A 21,682-nucleotide genomic window follows, 5' to 3' on the forward strand; every position below is an offset into this window, starting at 1 on the left:
TTGTAGGGTGCACTTTCTTAGTTATCGAGATTTTTTGATAGATAAGAAACCAACCCTTTACATCCGACAAATTAAAAAGGCCGTCTGAAATCTCTTTCAGACGGCCTTTTTCGATTCAAACCATTATTTCACTTTGTCTTTCAATGCGCCATAGCCGGCGGCGTCCATTTCTTCCAAAGGGATGAATTTCAAACTTGCGCCGTTGATGCAATAGCGCAGGCCGCCTTTGTCTTTGGGGCCGTCGGGGAAAACGTGTCCTAAGTGTGAGTCAGCGGCGTGGCTGCGGACTTCGGTGCGGCGCATGTTGTAGCTGAAATCGTCGTGTTCGGTAACGGCTGAGGCATTAATCGGGTGGGTGAAGCTCGGCCAGCCGCAGCCGGAATCGAATTTGTCGGCGGAAGAAAACAGGGGTTCGCCGCTGACGATGTCCACATAAATGCCGGGTTTGAACAAGTGGTCGTATTCGTGGCTGAATGCATATTCGGTCGCGCTGTTTTGGGTAACTTGGTATTGCTCTTCGGTCAGAAGGCGTTTGAGTTCGGCAGTGCTAGGTTTTTTATACGTTGCTGCGTCGAAGCCTTTGCCTTGAGGGGCGGCTTTGCTTTTGCCCGGCAGCGGTTCGTCGGCTTTGCGGATATCGATGTGGCAGTAGCCGTTGGGGTTTTTAATCAGGTAGTCCTGATGGTATTCCTCGGCGTCGTAGAAGTTTTGCAGCGGCTCGTTTTCGACGACGAGGGGCTGTTGGTATTTTTGCTGCTCGCGTTTGAGCGCGGCGGCGATGACGGCTTTTTCGGCAGGGTCGGTGTAGTATACGCCGCTACGGTATTGCGTGCCGATGTCGTTGCCTTGTTTATTGAGGCTGGTCGGGTCAACGACGCGGAAGAAATATTGCAGGATGTCGTCTAGGCTGAGTTTGTCGGCATCGTAGGTGACTTTGACGGTTTCGGCATGGCCTGTATCGCGGTAGGAAACGTCTTCGTAGCTTGGGTTTTGCGTTTTGCCGTTGGCGTAGCCGGATACTGCGTCAACCACGCCGTCTATGCGTTGGAAATAGGCTTCCAAGCCCCAGAAGCAGCCGCCGGCAAGGTAGATGGTGCGCGTATTCATGATTGCTGAATCCTTTTTCTGTGTGTCGGGTTTGTAGAACGAGTTTTTCAGACGGCCTATATCGGCATTCGGGTCGCGGATTAAAGCCAATGCCTGCGCTTCGTTGATACTGCCTTTGACGATGCGCTGCACGTCGCCGTCTTTGCCGATTAATGCCCATGAAGGGTAAACACTGATATTCAGGCTTTGGGCGATGGAGCCGCCGTTGTCGGTAACGACGGGTAGCTTGGGATAATTCAAACCGGCATACCATTTTTGAAAGTCGCCGTCTTTTTTCTCGTGTAGAAAACCGGGTGAGGCAACGGTAATCAGGTTGGCAGAACCGAATTTTGCATCTTGCGCCCATTTTTCGGTTTGTCCCAATTCGGACAAACACAAAGGACACCAACTTGCCCAAAATTTAATCAGGGTGGGTTTGTCTTTTTTCAGGAAAACACTGGCAGGGCGGTTGTCAGGGGTTTTCAACGAGGACAATGCCTGCGGTACGGTTGCGGCTTCGGTATCCATCATTTTGGATGAGCAAGCGCCAAGCGCAAGCAGGCAGCCGAACTTGGTGCAAAGTGAAAATAATGTGCGGGGATTCATCGCTATGTTTCCTGTATGGATGGTTTGTCTCGTTAGACGTTGGAAATGCCAAAACCTGACAACCTTGATTTTCAGACGACCTTGCCACGTAAAATACGCTACAATACTCCCTATTTCAAGTTTCTAAAATTAAAAGGAAAATTTAATGTTCAGCTTCTTCCGTCGCAAGAAAAAACAGGAAACTCCGGCTCCTGAGGAGGCTCAAGTTCAGGAAACCGCAGCAAAAGTAGAATCTGAAGTTGCTCAAGTAGTTGAAAATATTAAAGAAGATGCCGAATCTTTAGCAGAAAGCGTCAAAGGGCAGGTCGAATCAGTTATCGAATCGGCTGTTGAAACCGTCAGCGAAACCGTCGAGCAGGTTCGGGAAGCTTTGACCGAAACGCCGTCTGAAACAGTCGAAAAAGTAGAAGAACACGTTGAAGTGGCAAAAGAAGCGGCTGTTGAAACAGTCAGTGAGGCTGTTGATCAGGTAAAGGAAACTGTTGCCGAGATGCCGTCTGAAGCGGCTGAGGTTGCTGAAGAAGTGGCAGAACAGGCTGAGGTGGTAAAAGAAGCAGCTGTTGAAACCGTCAGCGAGGCTGTTGAACAAGTTCAAGAAACCGTTGCGGAAACACCGGCTGAAGCCCCTGCTCCGGTAGAAGAACAAAAGCTCAGTTGGGCTGCGCGTTTGAAACAAGGCTTGACCAAATCGCGCGACAAAATGGCAAAATCGTTGGCCGGCGTGTTTGGCGGCGGACAGATCGACGAGGATTTGTATGAAGAGCTGGAAACCGTGCTGATTACCAGCGATATGGGCATGGAAGCCACCGAATACTTGATGAAAGACGTGCGCGACCGTGTCAGCCTTAAAGGCCTCAAAGACGGCAACGAATTGCGCGGTGCGCTGAAAGATGCGCTGTACGACTTGATTAAGCCTCTCGAGAAGCCTTTGGTCTTGCCAGAAACCAAGGAGCCTTTCGTGATTATGCTTGCCGGTATCAACGGCGCGGGCAAAACCACGTCTATCGGCAAACTGGCCAAATACTTCCAAGCCCAGGGAAAATCTGTATTGCTGGCGGCAGGCGATACTTTCCGTGCCGCCGCGCGTGAGCAGCTTCAGGCTTGGGGTGAGCGCAACAATGTGACCGTGATTTCGCAAACTACGGGCGATTCCGCTGCCGTTTGCTTCGATGCCGTCCAAGCCGCGAAAGCGCGCGGGATCGACATCGTGCTGGCCGATACAGCCGGCCGTCTGCCGACGCAGCTTCATTTGATGGAAGAAATCAAAAAAGTGAAACGCGTGTTGCAAAAAGCCATGCCTGATGCGCCACATGAAATTATCGTCGTGCTTGATGCCAACATCGGTCAAAACGCCGTCAACCAAGTGAAAGCCTTTGACGAAGCATTGGGTCTGACCGGCCTTATCGTGACCAAGCTTGACGGTACGGCCAAAGGCGGTATCCTTGCCACCCTTGCCTCTGACCGCCCAGTTCCTGTCCGCTACATCGGCGTAGGTGAAGGCATCGACGATTTACGTCCGTTTAATGCCAAGGCGTTCGTAGATGCCCTATTGGATTAAACAGACAGGCTGAGGCTTGGTAACCGCAGTTTGCGGGGGATTTCTGAGCCGTATTTTGAAAGACTCCGCATTCGGTTGGTACAAGCCAAACAGGCTGTTAAAAAGGCCGTCTGAAACCTAAAATCAGGTTTCAGACGGCCTTTATTTTATTTGCAGGTTTAGTTTTTCCTTGCGGTAACAAACTCGGCCAGTTGGCGCAGGTGCAGGGCTTTGTCGCCGAATGGCTCGATCAGGGCAACGGCTTCTGCAATCAGCGTTTCTGCGTAAGTACGCGCGGCGTGCAGGCCCATCAGTTTGACGTAGGTTGGTTTGTCGTTGTCCGAGTCTTTGCCGGCGGTTTTGCCCAATGTGGCGGTATCGGCTTCACAGTCCAATACATCGTCGATCACTTGGAAAGCCAGGCCCAATTTGGCGGCGTAGCGGTCTAAGGATTGGATTTGCGCCGGTGTTAAGTCCGGGCAGGAAAGTGCGCCTAAGGCTACGGCCGCGCGGATGAGTGCGCCGGTTTTGAGGCTGTGCATCTGTTCCAATTCGGCCTGATTCATGGCTTTGCCGACATTGGCAAGGTCGATGGCTTGTCCGCCCGCCATGCCGAGGCTGCCGGATGCCTGGGCCAGTGTGGACAACATGGCAAGCTGACGTTCGGCAGGCAGGCCTGTCGGACGGCTCAATACATCAAAGGCTTGGGTTTGCAGCGCATCGCCGACCAAAAGGGCGGTGGCTTCATCGTATTGCACATGGCAGGTCGGTTTGCCGCGGCGCAGGCTGTCGTTGTCCATCGCCGGCATATCGTCGTGAACCAACGAATAGACGTGTACCATTTCGATGGCCGCCATCGCCTGCTCGACGGCATTTTGGTTTGCTTCGCCCAATTCGGACGCGGCAAGCACCAAGAGCGGGCGCAGCCGTTTGCCGCCGCCGAGGGTAACGTAACGCATGGCTTCGTGCAGCGTGTGCGGCACTTGGCTTTCAGACGGCAAGAAATGCGCCAGCAGTAATTCGGTTTGCGCTTGGGCTTTTTGCTGCCATGTTTTGAGTTCATTCGCCGGGTTCAAGGTTCAACTCCTTCAGTTCGCCGGCATCCAAGACTTGCAGTTTCTGCTCGACTTCCGCCAATTTGGTTTGGCAGTATCTGACCAATTCGTTGCCTTCCTGATAGGCGGCCAAAGCGTCTTCCAGCGGCATTTCGCTGCTTTGCATGGCCTGGGTCAGGGTTTCAAGGCGGGATAAGGCTTCTTCAAAGGATTGGGGGGCATTTTTTTTCATGGTTTGAAATGATGGGCAGAAAAGGGGAATTGTAGCATTTTTAGATGATGAAGGCCGTCTGAACAGGGATGAAAACGAAATCAAAGATTTCTGTTTCTTTGTTCAGACGGCCTTTTTTCAAACTAAATAACGTTATCAGCCCGGTAAAACGGCTTTTTGATAGTTGAGCGCGATAAACTGCTTCTCGGCATCCAATTCAGTGATTTTGAACAATGCCTGCGATTTGGGCAGCGCGTCAAACGGAATACCGGTCGCGCGCGTTACCAGCGGCAGACCTTCAATGCGGACGAGGTCTTCTTTGAGGATGGTGGCCGTCAGCTCGCTCGTGCCTTGTTGTTGCAGATAGACGAGGCTCCAGTAAGCTTCCATTTGGCGTTGGAAGTCGGCGTAGGCTGTATAGGCGGCATCAAAGTCGCGCAGTGCGGCGAAAAGCTCGGCATCGCTGTTTTGATACAGCGGCTCGGTAGAGTCGTCGATCAGGCTGATCAGCTGTTTTTGGTTGATGTAGTCGGCGGCGCGGCGCAGCGGCGAGGTAAACCAGCCGTAATGCTGCACGCCCATGCCGATGTGTGGCTCGGATTTGGTGCTCATGCGTACTTTGCCTGCCGGTTGGACGCGGAAAAGGCCGGGCAGCTCGTTTTCATCCAACATTTGCGCCCAAGTGCTGTTGGCAAGAATCATCATCTCGCTGACCAGCGTATCGATGGGCGAACCGCGTTCGCGGCGGACGACGGATACGTTGCCTTCCTCATCCAATTCGATGCTGTAATCGTATTGTGGCGCACGGTCGGGCTCGTATTTGCCGCGCGCTTTTTGCAAGGCGATGGCAAATTGATAGAACCAAATCAGGTCTTGATGATGGGCGAACATCATTTCGTCTGCTTCGTCCAAGCCGGTTTCGGCGTTGAAATGCGGCTCGATGGTTTGGATGCGCAGATTTTCGGCGATGTTGACGGCTTCGATTTTGCAGGTCGGCTCGCCGACGTTGAACTCGCTGTCCACATCAAAATAAATGCTGACGGCAGGACGGTACGCGCCCGCATCGAGGCTGAACGCGGCAATCCAGTTTTCAGGCAGCATGGTGATTTTGCCGCCGGGGAAATAGACCGTGCTTAAGCGTTCCATGATGTTTTTTTCCATTTTGTCGCCTGGTTTAATGGCAAGCGACGGCGCGGCGATGTGGATACCGACGCGCTTCATGCCGTTGCCCAAATCGGTCAGGCTCAAAGCATCATCGACTTCGGTGGTCGATTCGTCGTCAATGGAAAAGGCAGTAACGTCGGCCTTGGGCAAGTCGGGCATTTCAGGAAGCGGAAGGTCGGGAAAACCTGTTCCTTTGGGGAAGTATTTGATTTCAAACCCATCTTGCAGGTATTGGGGAATGGACGTAATGCCGCCCGTTTTTTTCGCCAGTTCGTAGGCGGAGATTTTTAGCGCGTCGGCGGCTTTGGTAAAGGCTTTGTAGGTCAGCGACTGCTTGTCGGGCGCGTGCAGGATGGTTTTCAAATCCGCCGCGATTTCAGACGGCATCTCGCCGCGTTTCAAGGCTTCCGCCCAAGCGTCGATTTGCGCGTCTTGCTGTTTTTTGCGTTCGATGGCGGCAAGCGCTTGTTTCAAAGTTTCTTCGGGCGCGGCTTTGAACACGCCTTTGGCTTTTTTGTAGAAATACATCGGCGCGGCGTAAAGCGCAATCAAGGTCGCCGCCAGCTCGGTTTTGGTCGGTGCATGGCCGTAATATTCTTCGGCGATGGCTTCGGCGGTAAACTCCTCTTCGCCGCATACTTCCCACAATAAATCGGTGTCGATGTCCGCCGCCTGAGCCTGCGCGTTCTCCAAAAACGCCGCCATATCGCCGTCAAATTCGGCAAAGACATTGTTTGCCTTCACTTTGGTGCGTTTGCCGTGTTGGGTATCGACTTGGTAGGTGGCGTCGTTTTTTTGGACAATAGAGGCAACTTTGAATTGGCCGGACTCTTCGTAAAAGATATTCATTTTTTTAGGATTTTATGATTTGTAGGAAACGCGTGATTTTAGCAGATTTGCACAAGAAAGGCCGTCTGAAAGTATGTTTTTCAGACGGCCTGTTCAAACGGCGGATGATTAATACTGATATGCCGCCAGTTTGCGTTTGATTTCAGGCAGGGCTGCGCGTGCGGCCTGTTCGCCCAGTTGGATGGCGCGTTGTTTTTGGTCGAAACCGCCAACCGAACCCAGCTCTAAAACCTGCGGTTTGATGACCACATTGGCTTGTCCCAATTCTTGGCGCAACGCAGTTTGACTCATTACGTTGAAGGTTTGGTCAAGATAGGAGAACATGCCTTGGCTGACATTTTTGGCCGGACGGGCGGAAATATCGACGGCAATGATGAAGTTTGCCCCCATTTTTTTCGCCGCGCTGACCGGTACGGGTTGAGACAGGCCGCCGTCTACATATTTGCGGCTGCCGATAACGACTGGTTGGAACACGTTCGGAATCGACGCAGAAGCGCGGACGGCCTGTCCGGCATTACCTACGTTAAATACCACTGGTTTGCCGCTTTCAAAATCGGTCGCAACGGCGGCAAATTTGATGGGGAACTGCTGCATCGGGCGGTTGCCGACTTTGCGGTTGATGTAGTTTTGCAGTTTTTCGCCTTTGATAAAGCCGCTGGTGGACAAGGTCAAATCCACCAAATCGGTTTTACCCAAAATTTCCGCTTCCAATTCGAGGCGGTCGGGCGACATTCCCGAAGCGTACATACTGCCGACAATCGAGCCTGCGGATGTGCCGGTAACGATTTTGACCGGAATATTGTTTTCTTTCAAAACCTTAATAATGCCGATATGGGCAAAGCCTTTGGACGCGCCGCCGCCCAAAGCCAGCGCAACCGTGGCTTTCGGTTTGGGTGCAGGACGCGAAACCGTATTTTGACCCTGCGTAGAAGGTTTGGATTGCGGCGCGTTGCCACTCGGACAGGCAGCCAATACCAAGACGGACGAAGCGGCTAAAAACGTTTTGAATGTGGAAAAAAGTTTATTCATGTTCAGACAGCCTTTAATATGTCGAAAGGGTTATTCTACTCTGAAATTAAGTCGAAAGGCCGTCTGAAATCAGGTTTCAGACGGCCTTTTAAATCAAGCTTAAGCCAATTCGAGCTGTTTTTCCAAGCTTTCGACCAGTTGGTCGTCCAAATTCAAAGCTTGGGACAAACGGCTCAGGAACACGATTTCCTTGCGCGACAAGTCCGCGCAGACCAATCTGGCCGCCAGATAAGTTTCGGCTGCCAAAGCCTCGTCGCTGCCAACCGAAGCGGCAATTTGCTCGATAGAGGCCGGTTGCGCATATTCCGCCTGCAACCATGCCGCCGTTTCCGCATCGCTGCCGCTTTCACGCTCAATGGCCGCGCGTTCTGCATCGTCAATCAGGCCGTCTGAAGCCGCCGCCGCAATCATTGTTTGCAAAATCACACGGCTGTGGTTTTCACCAATCAGGCCGGCAGGTTGGAACGCACTTTGCGGCAATTCGTCCTGCTGGCGGTTTTGCTTCCAGTTTTGATAGCCTTTATAAGCCAGAAAACCCAAAGCGGCGACCGAGCCGGCCTTGACCAGCTTCTTCGCATTTTTCTTTTTCAACAGCATCGATGCCAAAGCACCCGTCAACGCGCCGCCGCCGAAAGAATTGAGCGGGCTGTCCGCCACCGCTTTGCTGCCTTTTTGAGCCGCACCCAAAACCTGATTGAGCAACTGACTGAAATCCATAAAAAATCTCCTGAAAACAAATACATTGCAAATATAGGGCAGAAACACCAAAAAACCAAGCCAAAGAAAGTTAAAAGGTGCAAACAAGTTTTCAGACGGCCATAGCCGACTTTCGGTACAATCACACCATTCCAAACAATAAACCCCATCATGACCGATACCGCCCAAATCATTACCAGCTATGGCCGCCGCTATATTGTCCGCACTCCCGACGGTCAAACATATGACGCCACCACCCGCAAAAAACGCGTCGATTTCGCCTGCGGCGACCAAGTCCGCATCAGCCCCATCAACGGCGAACAAGTCGTGATTGAAGACTACCTCCCGCGCGAAAGCCTGCTCTACCGCCAAGACGCATGGAAAACCAAACTGATTGCCGCCAACGTTACCCAACTGCTCATCGTAACCGCTGCCAGCCCCTCACCCAGCGAAGCCCTGTTGCAACGCGCCCTCCTCGCGGCAGAAGCGGCCGGCATCGACGCCGTTATCGTCCTCAACAAAGCAGACCTCCCCGAAACCGCCAAATGGCGCGAGAAACTCAAATTCTACGAAACCCTCGGCTACCCCGTGGTCGAAACCAACGCATTGGAAAACGCCGACATCCTGCGTCCCATTTTAGAAGGGCAAACCAACATCCTGCTCGGACAAAGCGGCATGGGCAAGTCCACCCTGACCAACGCCCTACTCGGCAACCAAGCCGCCCGAACCGGTGACATTTCCACCGCGCTCGACTCCGGCAAACACACCACCACCCACGCCCAACTGTACGATTTAGACGCAGAAACCCGACTCATCGATTCCCCCGGCCTGCAAGAATTCGGCCTGCACCATCTCCAAGCCGCCGATTTATTGCAATACTTCCCCGACCTGCGCCACCTTATCGGCCAGTGCCGTTTCCACAACTGCACCCACCGCGCCGAACCCGGCTGCGCCGTCAAAGCCGTTGCCGAATCAGGCGAAGCCAAACCCGAGCGCATCGAATTTCTGCAACGCATTACCGATGAATTGTTAAGATAAAGATTGAACGGAAACTAAGCGTTTGGATAAATAAAAGGGCCGTCTGAAACTTTCAGACGGCCCTTTTGTTGAAGTATAACCAAATTTACCTTTCAACCGGTATCAGTATCTTAGCGGGAAAGAGACGGTGCTTTTCGTGGCGGATTGATCATGAGAAGCACGGCTTCTTCAATTTGTTTGTCCTCCCGATCATGGAGCTCTACCGGAAACTTCAGACGCAATACTGTAATAATAGCGCCAACCGATAAGCCTGCATCATGAAGCAACTCGATTTCTTTAAGTACCGGTGCGGAAAGGTTTAACATGGTTTCTCCTTAATATTTGATACTTAGCCCACTTTATCCCCGGGTTGTGCGCCTGCGTCGACATCGAGCAACTTCAGTTTGCCCTCTGCTGTGGCGGCGGAGAGGATCATGCCTTCGGATACGCCGAATTTTGCCATTTTGCGCGGGGCGAAGTTGGCGACGGCGATGACCATGCGGCCGTTCAACTCAGCGGGGTTGGGATAAGACGCGGCGATGCCGGAGAAGATGATGCGTTTTTCAAAACCGAAATCGAGGTCGAATTTCAAAAGTTTGGTGCTGCCTTCGACGGCTTCGCAGTTCAATACTTTGGCGACGCGCATATCGATTTTCATGAAGTCGTCAAAGCTGGCCTGTTCGGCGACTTTTTCGTATTTGCTCTCTTCGGCGGCAGGCGCAGCTGCTGCGGCGATGCTTTGTTTGTTGGCTTCGATTAAATCGTCCACTTGTTTTTGCTCCACTCGTTGCATTAAATGTTCGTATTTGTTGATGGCATGTTCGCCCAAGGTTTCGCATGTATTTGCCCAAGTGATGGCTTCCAAATTCAGGAATTTGGCGGCGTTTTCGGCCACTTTCGGCAATACGGGGGCGAGGTAGGCGGTCAACATGGTAAAGGCGTTGATGAGCTCGCTGCATACTTCGTGCAGGCGTGCGTCTTGGCCTTCTTGTTTCGCCAGTTCCCAAGGTTTGTTGGCATCAACGTATTCGTTGACAATGTCCGCCAAGGCCATGATGTCGCGCAGGGCTTTGGCGTATTCGCGGCTTTCGTAGCATTCGGCAATGGCTTCGCTTTGCGCAGTCAGTTTTGCCAGCAATTCGCTGTCGGCAACGTCTTTCAGACGGCCTTCAAAGCGTTTGGCGATGAAACCTGAAGCGCGGGCGGCGATGTTGACGTATTTGCCGACGAGGTCGCTGTTTACGCGGCTGATAAAGTCTTGCAGGTTCAAATCGATGTCTTCGATTTTGCTGTTGAGTTTGGCGGCAATATAGTAGCGCATCCACTCAGGGTTCAGGCCTTGTTCCAGATAGGATTTGGCAGTGATGAAGGTGCCGCGCGATTTGGACATTTTTTGTCCGTCAACGGTCAGGAAGCCGTGTGCGTACACGCCGGTCGGGGTGCGGTGGCCGGAGAAATGCAGCATGGCGGGCCAGAACAGGGCGTGGAAATAGAGGATGTCTTTGCCGATGAAATGGTACATCTCGGTTTGGCTGTCGGCTTTGAAGTATTCGTCAAAATCGACGCCGATGCGGTCGCACAGGTTTTTAAACGACGCCATGTAGCCGACGGGCGCGTCCAGCCAGACGTAGAAGTATTTGCCCGGCGCGTCGGGGATTTCGAAACCGAAATACGGCGCGTCGCGGGAAATGTCCCAGTCGGACAGGGTGGTTTCCTCGCCTTCGCCCAGCCATTCTTTCATTTTGTTGAGGGCTTCGGGTTGAAGATGGGGCTTGCCGTCGTGCGGGTTGTTGCCGGAAGTCCATGCTTTGAGGAAGTCGGCGCATTCGCCCAGTTTGAAGAAGAAGTGTTCGGATTCGCGCAATTCGGGTTTGGCACCGGATACGGCGGAATACGGGTTAATCAGTTCGGTCGGGGAATAGGTCGTGCCGCAGACTTCGCAGTTGTCGCCGTATTGGTCTTGGGCGTGGCATTTCGGGCATTCGCCTTTGACGAAGCGGTCGGGCAGGAACATTTGTTTTTCGGGGTCGAAAAGCTGCTCGATGACGCGGCTTTCGATTTTGCCGTTGGATTTCAGCGCGCGGTAAATGTCTTGGGAAAACTGTTTGTTTTCAGGGGAATGGGTGCTGTAATAATTGTCGTAGCCGATGCCGAAGCCGGTAAAGTCGGCGAGGTGCTCTTCGCGCACTTTGGCAATCATGTCTTCGGGCGCGATGCCTTGTTTTTGAGCGGCAAGCATCACGGGTGTGCCGTGGGTGTCGTCGGCGCAGCAGTAGTAGCATTCGTGGCCGCGCAGTTTTTGGAAGCGTACCCAAACGTCAGTTTGGATGTGTTCGACCATGTGGCCGAGGTGGATGCTGCCGTTGGCATACGGCAGCGCGGAAGTGACAAGGATTTTGCGTGTCATGGTTTGTGCTTTTAAAAACAATGGATAAAGATGTCGGGAATTATACCGCAAAACAATACGCAAAGGCCGTCTGAAACCCGATTGCCGGTGTTTCAGACGGCCTTTTATTTATCGGCTGTGTGTGGGATTAACCGCGTACGCGTTCGATTTTTGCGCCTACGCCGCCGAGTTTTTTCTCGATGTATTCATAGCCGCGGTCGAGGTGGTAGATGCGTTCGACGATGGTTTCGCCATCAGCGACCAAACCGGCCATGACGAGGCTGGCGGAGGCGCGCAGGTCGGTTGCCATCACGACGGCGCCGGAGAGTTTTTCCACGCCTTTGATGTAGGCGGTGTTGCCTTCGGTGGTGATGTCTGCGCCCATGCGGTTGAGTTCGGGAACGTGCATGAAGCGGTTTTCAAAAATGGTTTCCACCACGCGGCTGCTGCCTTCGGCAATGGCGTTCATGGCCATAAACTGCGCCTGCATGTCGGTTGGAAAGCCAGGGTGGACGACGGTACGGATGTCCACGGCTTTGGGGCGTTGTTGCATGTCGATGGAAATCCAGTTGTCGCCTGCTTCGATGATGGCGCCAGCTTCTGTCAGTTTGTTTAACACAACTTCCATGGTTTTGGGGGCGGCATTACGCAGGACGACTTTGCCGCCGGTCATGGCGACGGCGCAAAGGAAAGTACCGGCTTCGATACGGTCGGGAACGACGCTGTGTTCGCAGCCGTGCAGCTCTTTTACACCTTCGATGGTCATGGTTGCTGTACCGATGCCGCTGATTTTTGCGCCCATTTTGACGAGGCATTCGGCCAAATCGACGACTTCAGGCTCGATGGCGCAGTTTTCGAGGATGGTGGTGCCTTCGGCGAGCGTGGCCGCCATCAGCAGGTTTTCAGTGCCGCCGACGGTTACGACATCCATGGTGACGCGCGTGCCTTTCAGACGGCCTTTGGCTTTGACGTAACCGTGTTCGATGGTGATTTCCGCACCCATGGTTTCGAGGCCTTTGAGGTGTTGGTCAACCGGACGCGAACCGATGGCGCAACCGCCGGGCAGGCTGACTTGAGCTTCGCCGAAGCGGGCGAGGGTCGGGCCCAAAACCAAGATGGATGCGCGCATGGTTTTTACCAGCTCGTAAGGTGCGCAGGTGTTGTTGACGGTGCCGCCGTTGATTTCAAATTCGGAGATATTGTCGGTCAAAACGCGTGCGCCCATGCCTTGCAGCAGTTTTTGGGTGGTTTTGACGTCGGCGAGCATGGGTACGTTTTTCAAGCGTAAAGTGCCGGAAGTCAGCAGACCGGCACACATCAGCGGCAGGGCGGCGTTTTTTGCGCCGGATACGATGATTTCGCCGTTGAGGGGGCCGTTGGCAGAGATTTTGAGTTTGTCCACAGGATGTCTTTCGTTATTTGTCTGCACGGCTTATGCCGCACAAATGAAATGAGATGGATAATAAACCATCAATTATAAGGGATTATGCCCTTGCTGTTAGATTTGGCAGTATTAAATTTTCACAAGGTTTGTTTAAGTTGCGAAAGGATAAGATTTCAGGCCGTCTGAATGGTTCAGACGGCCTGTTTGCTAAGGCTTATTTTTTGGCTTTGAAGCCTAAGAGGTGTTGCGTGGTGGCCAACCATGCGCCGAATACGCCCAGCGCGATGACGAAGCCGAATACCAGCGACACTTCGCTAAATGTGAAGAAACGCCAGCCGATGTTCAGACCGTAGGGTTTGAAAATCGCGTCCACCAGCGGCCGTACTTCGGCCAGCAGCCAAGCCGACAAGCCCAAGCTGACGGCGGCGGAGAAAATACTCTGCCACATTGCCTGATAAAGGAAAGGGCGGCGGATGAAGGAAGCAGGCGCACCTAACAGCTTGGTGATTTCCAACTCTTCCTTGCGGCTGAGGATTTGCAGGCGGATGGTGTTGTGTGCCACCAAGACAAAGGCCATGCCCAAAGTCAGCGAGAGGAACCACAAAATCTTGCGGATAAATTCGTTAATACGATAAAGGGTTTGTACCCATTCCGTATCCATGGTTGCCGATTCGACGCGCGGCAGTTTGGTAATGTCTTTATAGATGGCCTGCATCTGATCCGGAGAAGTGGCAGGGTCGGGCGTAACGATAAAGACATCGGGCAACGGGTTGCCATCGAGCATGGAAACGAGGTTTTGGTCGAGATTGGTCTGCAATTCTTCCAAACCTTCCTGTTTGCTGATAAAGCGGACTTTATCGATACGGCTGTCGCGTTGGAGCAGGTTTTTTACCGTATCGGCATCAGAACTTGCCGCATCGGTGTCCATATAAACCGTAATCTGCGGCGATTCGTTGAGTTTGCCCAATACGCTTTGACCGCTTTGGATGCCCAAATACATAAAGAGCGGCAAGGTCATGGCAACGGCAAGCATGAGCAGGGTCAGCAGCGTGCCGATGGGTTGGCGCAGAAGCTCTTTGAGCGCGGCGCGCGCCGATTCGACGTGTAGAGAGATGTAATGAATCATGCTCATGCGAGGCGTCCTTTCTGCAGGCGCAAGACGCGGTGGCCGTAATCCGCCATCAGCGTTTCATCGTGCGCCGCAACGATCACGGTCGTGCCTGCTTCATGGAAGGTTTTGAACAATTCCATAATATCCAGCGCATAGGCGCGGTCGAGGCTGGCGGACGGCTCGTCGGCAATCAGCAGGCTGGGTTGGTGAACCACTGCGCGCGCGATGCACAAGCGCTGTTGTTCGCCGCCGGACAAAGTGATGGGCATATCGTTTTCGCGGCCTTTCAAGCCGACTTTCTCAATCGCAATACGCGCGCGCTCTTCCGCTTTGCGCGGCTGGTAGCCGCTAATCCGCAAAGGCAGGATAACGTTTTGCAAGACATTACGGTCGTAGAGGATTTTGTGGTCTTGGAAGACAATGCCGATATGTTGGCGCATAAAGCCGATCTGATTGTCGCTCAAGGTGCCGAGGTCTTGATTGTTGAACCAAACCTTGCCTTTGGTAGGCTTGGTAATGCCTGAAATCAGCTTCAAAATGGTGGATTTGCCCGAACCCGAATGGCCGGCGATAAAAATCATCTCACCTTTGTTAATCTGGAAACTGACATTTTTCAGGGCTTCGAAACCGCCGGGATAGGTTTTGGAAACTTGTTCGAAACGGATCATGGGTTTTCCTGAAAATAGGGATTCAGACGGCCGGCGTCATCGATAGGGCAACATGCCGTCTGAAAAAATGGGGATATTCGCAGATTATAAATATTTCGGCTGCTTTTTGATAGTGAAACCCCGGTTCTGCCTGTGGAGACACTGTCGGTTTGCAACACAAAGTAATATGGTTTGAAAAAAGGCCGTCTGAACGGTTGGGTTTCAGACGGCCTCGGTATCAGCAGCGTAGGTTAAGCACCCTATCCGCTGTTTTATTTACATTTGGTTTTGGCCAAATTTACGGCGGCGGTCAGGCTTTTTTCGTTGACTTCGCCGGTAATGGTTTGTTTGTAGCCGCATTTCGGCGCTTCGACGACAGTGAAGGGCAATACGCCGACGTTGTTGCCGTGGGCTTTCATGAAATTGCGGCTGTTGGCGCCGGTGTAACGCCAAATCGGATAGCTGACCGGCGTTTGTTTCAGGAACTTGCCGATGTTGTCGGTCGTATCCAGCGCGATGCCGACCATATCGACGCTGCCTTTTTTCTGCGCTTTGTACCATGCGGACATGGCGGGCATTTCTTTACGGCAGGGGCCGCACCAGGTTGCCCAAAGGTTGACCACGCGCACGGGGGCTTTGAGCGATTCCAGGCTTTGCGGTTTGTTGTCCTGCCAACCTGCCGTTTCGTCGGCGGCAAAGGCCGGTGCAGCGGTAAAAACGGTGGCGGACAGTAGAAGGGCGGTTAAGGCTTTCATGGTTGTATCCTTGAGGTTGCCAATCGAAATTGTGTTTATTGTAAAACGGTTTGGTGGGCATGCCTACCGATTCGTATCAAGATATCAAGTAAAAAGTTTGAGTAAAAATCAGTTGCAGACGATAATAACCGCCATCATTGAATGATTTTGCAATAATACGGAGACTTTCATGCCGTCTGAATTCACACTTTATCACAACCCGCGTTGCAGCAAATCGCGTGCCGCGCTGGCTTTGCTCGAAGAAAAAGGCGTTGCCGCCGACGTAGTCAAATATCTGGATACCGCGCCCGATTTGGCGATTTTGCAGGATATGTTTGCCAAACTCGGTATCGAATCGGTGCGCGGCATGATGCGCACGAAAGACGATTTGTACAAAGAATTGGGTTTGGACAATCCCGATTTGGACAATGCCGCCCTGCTTCAGGCAATCGTCGAACACCCTGCCCTGCTTGAGCGTCCCGTTTTGGTAACGCCTACGCGCGCAGCCATCGGCCGTCCGTTGGAAAACATTGCCGCCCTACTCGGCTGACGGGGTTGGATAAGGCCGTCTGAAGATGATTTCCCTGCTTAAAAGCCGCAATGGCTTGCGATACTACCTATTTCGCGGCCTTGCTTTGAGCGTTTTGTTGGTGTGCGGTATTTTTTTGAGTGGCACATGGCAGATTTACCGGACAGGTTTGCAAACCTTGCCGAAGGACGCTCATGCCGATGCGGCGGTGGTGTTGGGTGCGGCGGCGTGGGACAAACGCCCGTCGCCGGTATTCCGTGAGCGCATCAACCATGCCATCACGCTCTACCAAAGCCATCGGGTCGGCAAAATCATTTTCACCGGCGGTACGCCCAAAAAAGGATTTATGACCGAAGCCGAAGTGGGGCGCCGATACGCGCTCAAGCAGGGCATACCGGCGCACAATATCCTGTTTGAAAACACGTCGCGCAACACTTACGAAAACCTGCGCAATGTCGTCCCCATCATGCACGCCAACGGAGTCGGCAGCATTATCGTTGTCAGCGACCCGTATCATTTGGCTCGCGCCGAAGAAATGGCCGCCGATTTGGGCTTGTCAGACGCGCAGTTCTCTGCCACACCGACCACGCGCTTTGATGAGCGCAGCAAGAAAGCCAAGTTTCTGATGCAGGAGAGCTATTCTTTGTTTCTCTACCGTATCGGCAAATGGAGCGATGCGGTTTGGAATTGGATAAGCAGTTGAGCCTTGGGCAAGCCATACAAAAGGCCGTCTGAAGCCTTTTAGGTTTCAGACGGCCTAAATGTATTCTTACTTATTGATATTGATTTGCAGCTATACTGCCCAAAAAGACTACGGCCAGCACCAGATAAATTGCCATTACGATAGCAAACAGAATCAAGGCAGCCTTGAAATAATTGGCTTTATTCGGATTGGTGTTTGAGCTGAATGCCCACACAAACATCATGATCAGATTGACCAGCGGAATCATCAAAATCAAGCTGGTTACCAACCAACCATTCGCTGATGCTGACGACCGGAGCCTGAGACCGGTCGATTTGGTTTTATCCGTTCATACGTACCCAGTAATTTTGTTGAAAGAACAGTAATTATACTCATTAAATCTTTATCGGCATAACATGTTCAGGCCGTCTGAATCTTCAGACGGCCTGAGCCTATGATTTTTGCAGCCGCTATTTCAATCGGATGTAAAACGTACCGTCCGGCACGACGGGCAGGTATTTGCGGTAGAAGTCCAGATAGGTCTTGTTTGGGTCTATGTCGGCAAACTGCTGCGGATACAGGGTTTTGGCGATAAATTGCGCGCTGGCCAAATCGGTGAGCGAGCGGGAGGCGGTGTGGTAGATGCCGTAAACGCGTTTGTTTTTGACGGCAGGAATGTCTGCCCAGCCTTTGCGGTTGACAAATCCGGCCAGGCGGCGTTGCGCATCGGCCTGGCTGATGCCTATGCCCATCGCCATAATGCCAGGCTTGTCTTTATGGCCGTTTTCCGTCCCCGAAATGACGATGACGTCGGGTTTGGCCGTCAGGAATTTTTCAGGGTTTATCGGTCCCCAGTTTTTAACGTAAGGCGCGGCGATATTGTTGCCGCCTGCTGTGTCGGCAATCGCGCCCCACATATCTTTGCCGAAGGTGTAGCTGTATTCGGACGGGCCTTTGTCGCCGAACTCGATATAGATTTTCGGTTTGGACTGCTTGGCACGCGCGACGCGTTTTTGGATGTCGGCAATGCCTCGGGCGTATTCGGCGGCAATTTTTTGGGCGCGCGCCTGCGTACCGTTGAGTTCGCCGAAAATTTCCGCACTGCGCGTGTGCCGCGCGACGGTTTCGGCGTTGAAATCGACCACGACGACGGGTATGCCTGCCGCTTTAATGCGCGGCAGATGGGTGGCGATGGCCTTATACTGCCAGTCGGCCAGAATCAATACGTCCGGCTTGAGCGCGAGCGTTTTCTCCAGTGAAAACGTGCCGGTGCTGATGTTGCCGATGTCCGCAATGTTTTGCAGCGTAGGCAGCTTCTGTTTGAACATCGCCCAGCTGCCGGGATTGAATTTCTCCCAAAACTCACGCGAAATGCCGATGACGTTTTTAAATTTGTCCGCGCCCGTTACCGCGATATAGTCGGGATAGTAAAACGCCAAAACCGCGCGTTTGACAGGGACATCGACTTTGACTTCGCGTCCCAATACGTCTTTGATAGTTTTGATTTCAGCTTGGGCAAAAAGGGGCAGGAGGGCGAGGGCGGTAAATAAAGCGCGTTTGTTCATGAGCGGATACTTTCAAAGAAATAATTATCATTTGTCTTGTTTTTAGGAGAAAAGTTCCCAGATGGTCCTTCTGCGCTGACATTATTTTCAGACGGCCGTACATTGTTTAAACCTTGCCGAAAAAGTAAAATACCTGTTTTCAAAGACTTTGGAGCCATCATGACCGTCAAAACCCGTTTCGCCCCCAGCCCCACCGGCTACCTGCACATCGGCGGCGTACGCACCGCCTTGTTTTCATGGGCGTTTGCCCGCCATCATAAAGGCGAGTTCCTATTGCGTATCGAAGACACCGACTTGGCGCGCTCTACTGCCGAATCCGTCAACATCATCCTCGACGGCATGAAATGGGTCGGCCTGAACTACGACAACGCCGACAACGTCGTGTACCAAACCCGCCGTTTCGACCGCTATAAAGAAGTCATCGCCGAACTTTTAGAAAAAGGCCATGCCTACTACTGCTATTGCAGCAAAGAAGAGCTGGAAGCCATGCGCGAGAAAGCAGAAAAAGAAGGCACGGCGACTTACGACCGCCGCTGGCGTCCGGAAGAAGGCAAAACCCTGCCCGAAATCCCTGCCGACGTGCAACCTGTTGTCCGTTTCAAAACGCCTTTGGACGGCGTGACCAAATGGACGGACTTGGTCAAAGGCGAAATCTCCATCCCCAACGAAGCACTCGACGACCTGATTATCGCCCGCGCCGACGGCACGCCGACCTACAACTTCTGCGTCGTGGTGGACGACTACGACATGGGCGTTACCCACGTTATCCGCGGCGACGACCATGTGAACAACACGCCGAAACAAATCAACATCTTAAAAGCCATTGGCGCCACCCTACCCGAATACGGCCACCTGCCCATGATTCTCAACGAACAAGGCAAAAAAATCTCCAAACGCAGCGGCGATACCGTTGCCATTACCGATTTCGGCGCAATGGGCATCCTGCCCGAAGCCATGCTCAACTATTTGGCACGTTTGGGCTGGGCGCACGGCGACGACGAATTTTTCACGATGGAACAATTCATCGAATGGTTTGATTTGAAAGACGTTTCCCCGTCTCCAAGCCGCATGGACTTGAAAAAACTCTACTGGATCAACGGCGAACACATCAAAATCACCGCCAACGAGAAATTGGCCGAAATGGTGAAACCACGCCTCGCCCTGCGCGATATCCACGAAACAAGCAAGCCTGCTTTGGAAGATGTGTTGGCATTGGTCAAAGACCGCGCCCAAGACCTGAACACACTTGCTGATGAGTGCCTCTACTTCTACGTCAAACAAACCCCTGCCGAAGCGGACGTGCAGAAACACTGGGACGACGAAGCCGCCGCCCGTATGCTGCGCTTTGCCGAACGCCTTGAAGGTTTGGAAGACTGGAACGCCGAAGTCATCCACGACCTCTTCAAACCTTTCTGCGACGAAGAAGGCATCAAAATGGGCAAACTCGGTATGCCTTTGCGCCTCGCTGTCTGCGGTACGGCAAAAACCCCAAGCGTCGATGCCGTATTGGCTTTAATCGGCAAAGAAGAAGTGTTGAAACGGATCCGTTCGTAAGGCATGAATGATAAAAGGCCGTCTGAAAACTAGGGATGCCAAGTTTTCAGACGGCCTTTTTATTTTGAACAGGATTTATTTATTCTTCTTCGTTCGGTTTATTTTTATCTTTTTTGCGCCACAGGCCTTTAAACAATGCGCCTGCTGCAACAGCACCGAAAATAATCAATTTGCCGAATTTAGCCAGTAATGCGCCGGCCAAAGCTAATAATCCCAGTTTTTTTGCAGCGATACCGCCAACCAAGGCAGCCAGTCCGTATTCAGCCACTTTGTCGGTTGCGGCATTGAAATCGCTGTAGCGCTTGCCTTCATTGAATTCGATATTACCCAACAATTCTTGCACAATAGGTTTGTATTGATCTATGCTTTTCAAATCGGTGATCATAGTCAATTCAATATAGCCTTCGCGTCCCAGCTGGAAAGTATTGTAGTTGATGGCAGGATTGGGATCGGGTTCGTTTTTATTCAGAACGTCAATCGACCAAATCAGACGATGGGTCTTTGCATCATATTGCGGTTTTTCTACCCAGCCGCGTGTTTCCAATTCCGGCAGGTTGCGGGAGGCACGCTCTTTATTTTGTTCCTCGGTGCCTTCTTTCAGCTGCTCGAGCATGGCCTCAACATCCCATTCTTTGGCATCATCGTCTTTGATATAGCCGGAATCGGTAAAGGTTAGGTCTACCATCCAATTAGTATCACCGTCCTCGTTTTCCGACTCGGGGAGAATCAGGCCGTAGCGGTTGGGATCTGTGGCGTTGCCTGCTTCCCTCATTATGGCATTGGCGCGATTTTTTTTCACAAAGACCATTTTTGCAGGCAGTTTCAGTTTGGCCTGATTGCCCAAATCAACGGTTGCCGGGCCTTGGACGATCTCGTCATCAACGTAGTTCGCGATAGAGTCTGAGGCTTGTTGCGCTTCTTGCCCGGATGCCTCGACGGCAGAAGCGGTATCAGCTTTGGCTGCAGAAGCCGGCAGGGTTTGGATAGATAGTAGGGCTGCCAAAACGGCATAGGCGAGATGGTTGCTTTTCATCATAGGGTTCTCATGGAAGAAGAATTAAAAAAGATGCAGACAGCCGCAACACCATATGCTCCGGCATGACTAAAGAATAAATTTTACAATAAATAAATCATATTTACATATTTAAATATGACTGTAATTTAAAAATACAGGAAAGCTTTTTGACGAGAGGCAGAGCCATCATTGTGAAACTCAAAAAGGCCGTCTAAAAATTTTTCAGACGGCCTTTTCTAATAAAACCAGAAAATAATGGAATAAGGCGGAGAATATGAGAAAATAATAGCCACCTGCCTGTTACAACTGCCGATTGAATTAACTTTTATCGGCAGCCTGAATGTCCGGATTGGATAAAATAAACCATCAAGAATAAAGACCAACCAGCATATTATGTAAACTTGGCGGCTGAAAAATCGGCTCTGCGCTTTACTTTACCAATCAAACAACTTTAAAGGAAAACCCATGAAAAAAACCTTACTTGCCCTGATGATGTTATCTGCCGCCGCCGCGTATGCCGGTGAGGCGGAAGACCGTTTGCTGTCTGTCCAATCGGTTTACCGTGCCGCTTTGCATGAGCAAAACAGCAACGACAGCAAAATCATTTCCCTGCAAAGCGATTTGGAAAGCGCGCAGCGCCGTTTGCAGGCTGCGCAATCTGATATTGACCGTTTGAAAGGCGAAATTCAGACGGCCTTGGCTCAGAAAGAGCAGCAAAATGCCAAGCTGCAACAAGCCGGCCAGATGTTGGACGCGGCGTGGAATGCCGTTTACGGCGCAGGCGGCAGCAAGGCGAATCAATAATTTAGACATTGTATTATTTGC

At 52.1% G+C, this 21,682-nt stretch carries 21 protein-coding genes; 6 read left to right on the forward strand and 15 right to left on the reverse strand.

The features are described from left to right. Positions 1-123: 123 nt before the first annotated feature. Positions 124-1,692: a bifunctional peptide-methionine (S)-S-oxide reductase MsrA/peptide-methionine (R)-S-oxide reductase MsrB gene (gene msrAB / locus ACTHR2_RS03290; RefSeq protein ID WP_263339543.1), complete on the reverse strand. Its 1,569-nt coding sequence runs from the start codon at positions 1,690-1,692 to the stop codon at positions 124-126. Positions 1,693-1,837: 145 nt separating this feature from the next. On the opposite strand from msrAB, the gene ftsY reads away from it, so the two are divergent. Next, complete coding sequence (gene ftsY / locus ACTHR2_RS03295; RefSeq protein ID WP_440375356.1) at positions 1,838-3,250, forward strand: signal recognition particle-docking protein FtsY; 1,413 nt, start codon at positions 1,838-1,840, stop codon at positions 3,248-3,250. A 158-nt stretch (positions 3,251-3,408) separates the two neighbouring features. Here ftsY and ACTHR2_RS03300 read toward each other — a convergent pair whose 3' ends face one another. The 5 genes from ACTHR2_RS03300 to ACTHR2_RS03320 form a co-directional block, all read right to left on the reverse strand. Next, a complete protein-coding gene (locus tag ACTHR2_RS03300; protein ID WP_440375357.1) occupies positions 3,409-4,305 on the reverse strand; it encodes a polyprenyl synthetase family protein in 897 nt (298 codons plus the stop codon). Beyond that, entirely contained in the window at positions 4,289-4,516 is a 228-nt protein-coding gene (locus ACTHR2_RS03305; protein ID WP_003681131.1) for an exodeoxyribonuclease VII small subunit, read from the reverse strand. Before ACTHR2_RS03305 ends, ACTHR2_RS03300 begins: the two co-directional genes overlap by 17 nt. Before the next feature lie 135 nt (positions 4,517-4,651). Next, positions 4,652-6,508, reverse strand: a complete 1,857-nt coding sequence (locus ACTHR2_RS03310) for a ribonuclease catalytic domain-containing protein (protein ID WP_440375358.1) — start codon at positions 6,506-6,508, stop codon at positions 4,652-4,654. A gap of 108 nt (positions 6,509-6,616) precedes the next feature. Next, positions 6,617-7,537, reverse strand: coding sequence for a patatin-like phospholipase family protein (locus ACTHR2_RS03315; protein WP_440375359.1), 921 nt, complete (start codon positions 7,535-7,537; stop codon positions 6,617-6,619). A gap of 99 nt (positions 7,538-7,636) precedes the next feature. Beyond that, positions 7,637-8,254 carry a tellurite resistance TerB family protein gene (locus ACTHR2_RS03320; protein ID WP_263339564.1) on the reverse strand — a complete coding sequence of 206 codons (618 nt, stop codon included), beginning with the start codon at positions 8,252-8,254 and terminating at the stop codon, positions 7,637-7,639. 150 nt (positions 8,255-8,404) lie between these two features. Between ACTHR2_RS03320 and rsgA the strand changes: the two genes are divergently transcribed. Next, positions 8,405-9,271, forward strand: coding sequence for a ribosome small subunit-dependent GTPase A (rsgA, locus tag ACTHR2_RS03325; protein WP_263339571.1), 867 nt, complete (start codon positions 8,405-8,407; stop codon positions 9,269-9,271). A 110-nt stretch (positions 9,272-9,381) separates the two neighbouring features. Here rsgA and ACTHR2_RS03330 read toward each other — a convergent pair whose 3' ends face one another. The 6 genes from ACTHR2_RS03330 to ACTHR2_RS03355 form a co-directional block, all read right to left on the reverse strand. Next, a complete protein-coding gene (locus tag ACTHR2_RS03330) occupies positions 9,382-9,576 on the reverse strand; it encodes a virulence regulator (protein WP_263339574.1) in 195 nt (64 codons plus the stop codon). 23 nt (positions 9,577-9,599) lie between these two features. After that, on the reverse strand, positions 9,600-11,657 hold the full coding sequence (gene metG, locus ACTHR2_RS03335) for a methionine--tRNA ligase (protein WP_263339579.1): 2,058 nt from the start codon (positions 11,655-11,657) through the stop codon (positions 9,600-9,602). A 127-nt stretch (positions 11,658-11,784) separates the two neighbouring features. Next, positions 11,785-13,038 (reverse strand): UDP-N-acetylglucosamine 1-carboxyvinyltransferase, encoded by a 1,254-nt coding sequence (murA, locus tag ACTHR2_RS03340; RefSeq protein WP_070504121.1) that lies wholly within the window; start codon positions 13,036-13,038, stop codon positions 11,785-11,787. Positions 13,039-13,234: 196 nt separating this feature from the next. Continuing rightward, complete coding sequence (ftsX, locus tag ACTHR2_RS03345; protein WP_003747810.1) at positions 13,235-14,152, reverse strand: permease-like cell division protein FtsX; 918 nt, start codon at positions 14,150-14,152, stop codon at positions 13,235-13,237. After that, a complete protein-coding gene (gene ftsE, locus ACTHR2_RS03350) occupies positions 14,149-14,799 on the reverse strand; it encodes a cell division ATP-binding protein FtsE (protein WP_003681151.1) in 651 nt (216 codons plus the stop codon). Before ftsE ends, ftsX begins: the two co-directional genes overlap by 4 nt. A gap of 251 nt (positions 14,800-15,050) precedes the next feature. Continuing rightward, positions 15,051-15,533 carry a TlpA disulfide reductase family protein gene (locus tag ACTHR2_RS03355; protein ID WP_049349226.1) on the reverse strand — a complete coding sequence of 161 codons (483 nt, stop codon included), beginning with the start codon at positions 15,531-15,533 and terminating at the stop codon, positions 15,051-15,053. Between the two features lie 169 nt (positions 15,534-15,702). Here ACTHR2_RS03355 and arsC point away from each other — a divergent pair, with 169 nt between their 5' ends. Continuing rightward, positions 15,703-16,062 (forward strand): arsenate reductase (glutaredoxin), encoded by a 360-nt coding sequence (gene arsC, locus ACTHR2_RS03360; protein ID WP_263339594.1) that lies wholly within the window; start codon positions 15,703-15,705, stop codon positions 16,060-16,062. 25 nt (positions 16,063-16,087) lie between these two features. After that, positions 16,088-16,744, forward strand: coding sequence for a YdcF family protein (locus ACTHR2_RS03365; protein WP_049349227.1), 657 nt, complete (start codon positions 16,088-16,090; stop codon positions 16,742-16,744). 70 nt (positions 16,745-16,814) lie between these two features. Here ACTHR2_RS03365 and ACTHR2_RS03370 read toward each other — a convergent pair whose 3' ends face one another. Together ACTHR2_RS03370 and ACTHR2_RS03375 are read right to left on the reverse strand one after the other, a co-directional pair. After that, positions 16,815-17,012, reverse strand: a complete 198-nt coding sequence (locus ACTHR2_RS03370; protein WP_440375360.1) for a hypothetical protein — start codon at positions 17,010-17,012, stop codon at positions 16,815-16,817. Positions 17,013-17,193: 181 nt separating this feature from the next. Then, the gene (locus ACTHR2_RS03375; protein ID WP_263339602.1) at positions 17,194-18,288 is read right to left on the reverse strand and encodes an ABC transporter substrate-binding protein; all 1,095 of its coding nucleotides are present in this window, start codon (positions 18,286-18,288) and stop codon (positions 17,194-17,196) included. A gap of 159 nt (positions 18,289-18,447) precedes the next feature. Between ACTHR2_RS03375 and gltX the strand changes: the two genes are divergently transcribed. Continuing rightward, positions 18,448-19,842 carry a glutamate--tRNA ligase gene (gltX, locus tag ACTHR2_RS03380; protein ID WP_263339606.1) on the forward strand — a complete coding sequence of 465 codons (1,395 nt, stop codon included), beginning with the start codon at positions 18,448-18,450 and terminating at the stop codon, positions 19,840-19,842. A 79-nt stretch (positions 19,843-19,921) separates the two neighbouring features. Here gltX and ACTHR2_RS03385 read toward each other — a convergent pair whose 3' ends face one another. Next, on the reverse strand, positions 19,922-20,878 hold the full coding sequence (locus ACTHR2_RS03385) for a DUF2167 domain-containing protein (protein WP_263339608.1): 957 nt from the start codon (positions 20,876-20,878) through the stop codon (positions 19,922-19,924). Between the two features lie 444 nt (positions 20,879-21,322). On the opposite strand from ACTHR2_RS03385, the gene ACTHR2_RS03390 reads away from it, so the two are divergent. After that, a complete protein-coding gene (locus ACTHR2_RS03390; protein WP_063076510.1) occupies positions 21,323-21,661 on the forward strand; it encodes a hypothetical protein in 339 nt (112 codons plus the stop codon). The last annotated feature ends 21 nt before the right edge of the window (positions 21,662-21,682 follow it).

The sequence above is a fragment of the Neisseria sp. P0006.S004 genome, from assembly GCF_051963015.1.
Lineage (GTDB): Bacteria > Pseudomonadota > Gammaproteobacteria > Burkholderiales > Neisseriaceae > Neisseria.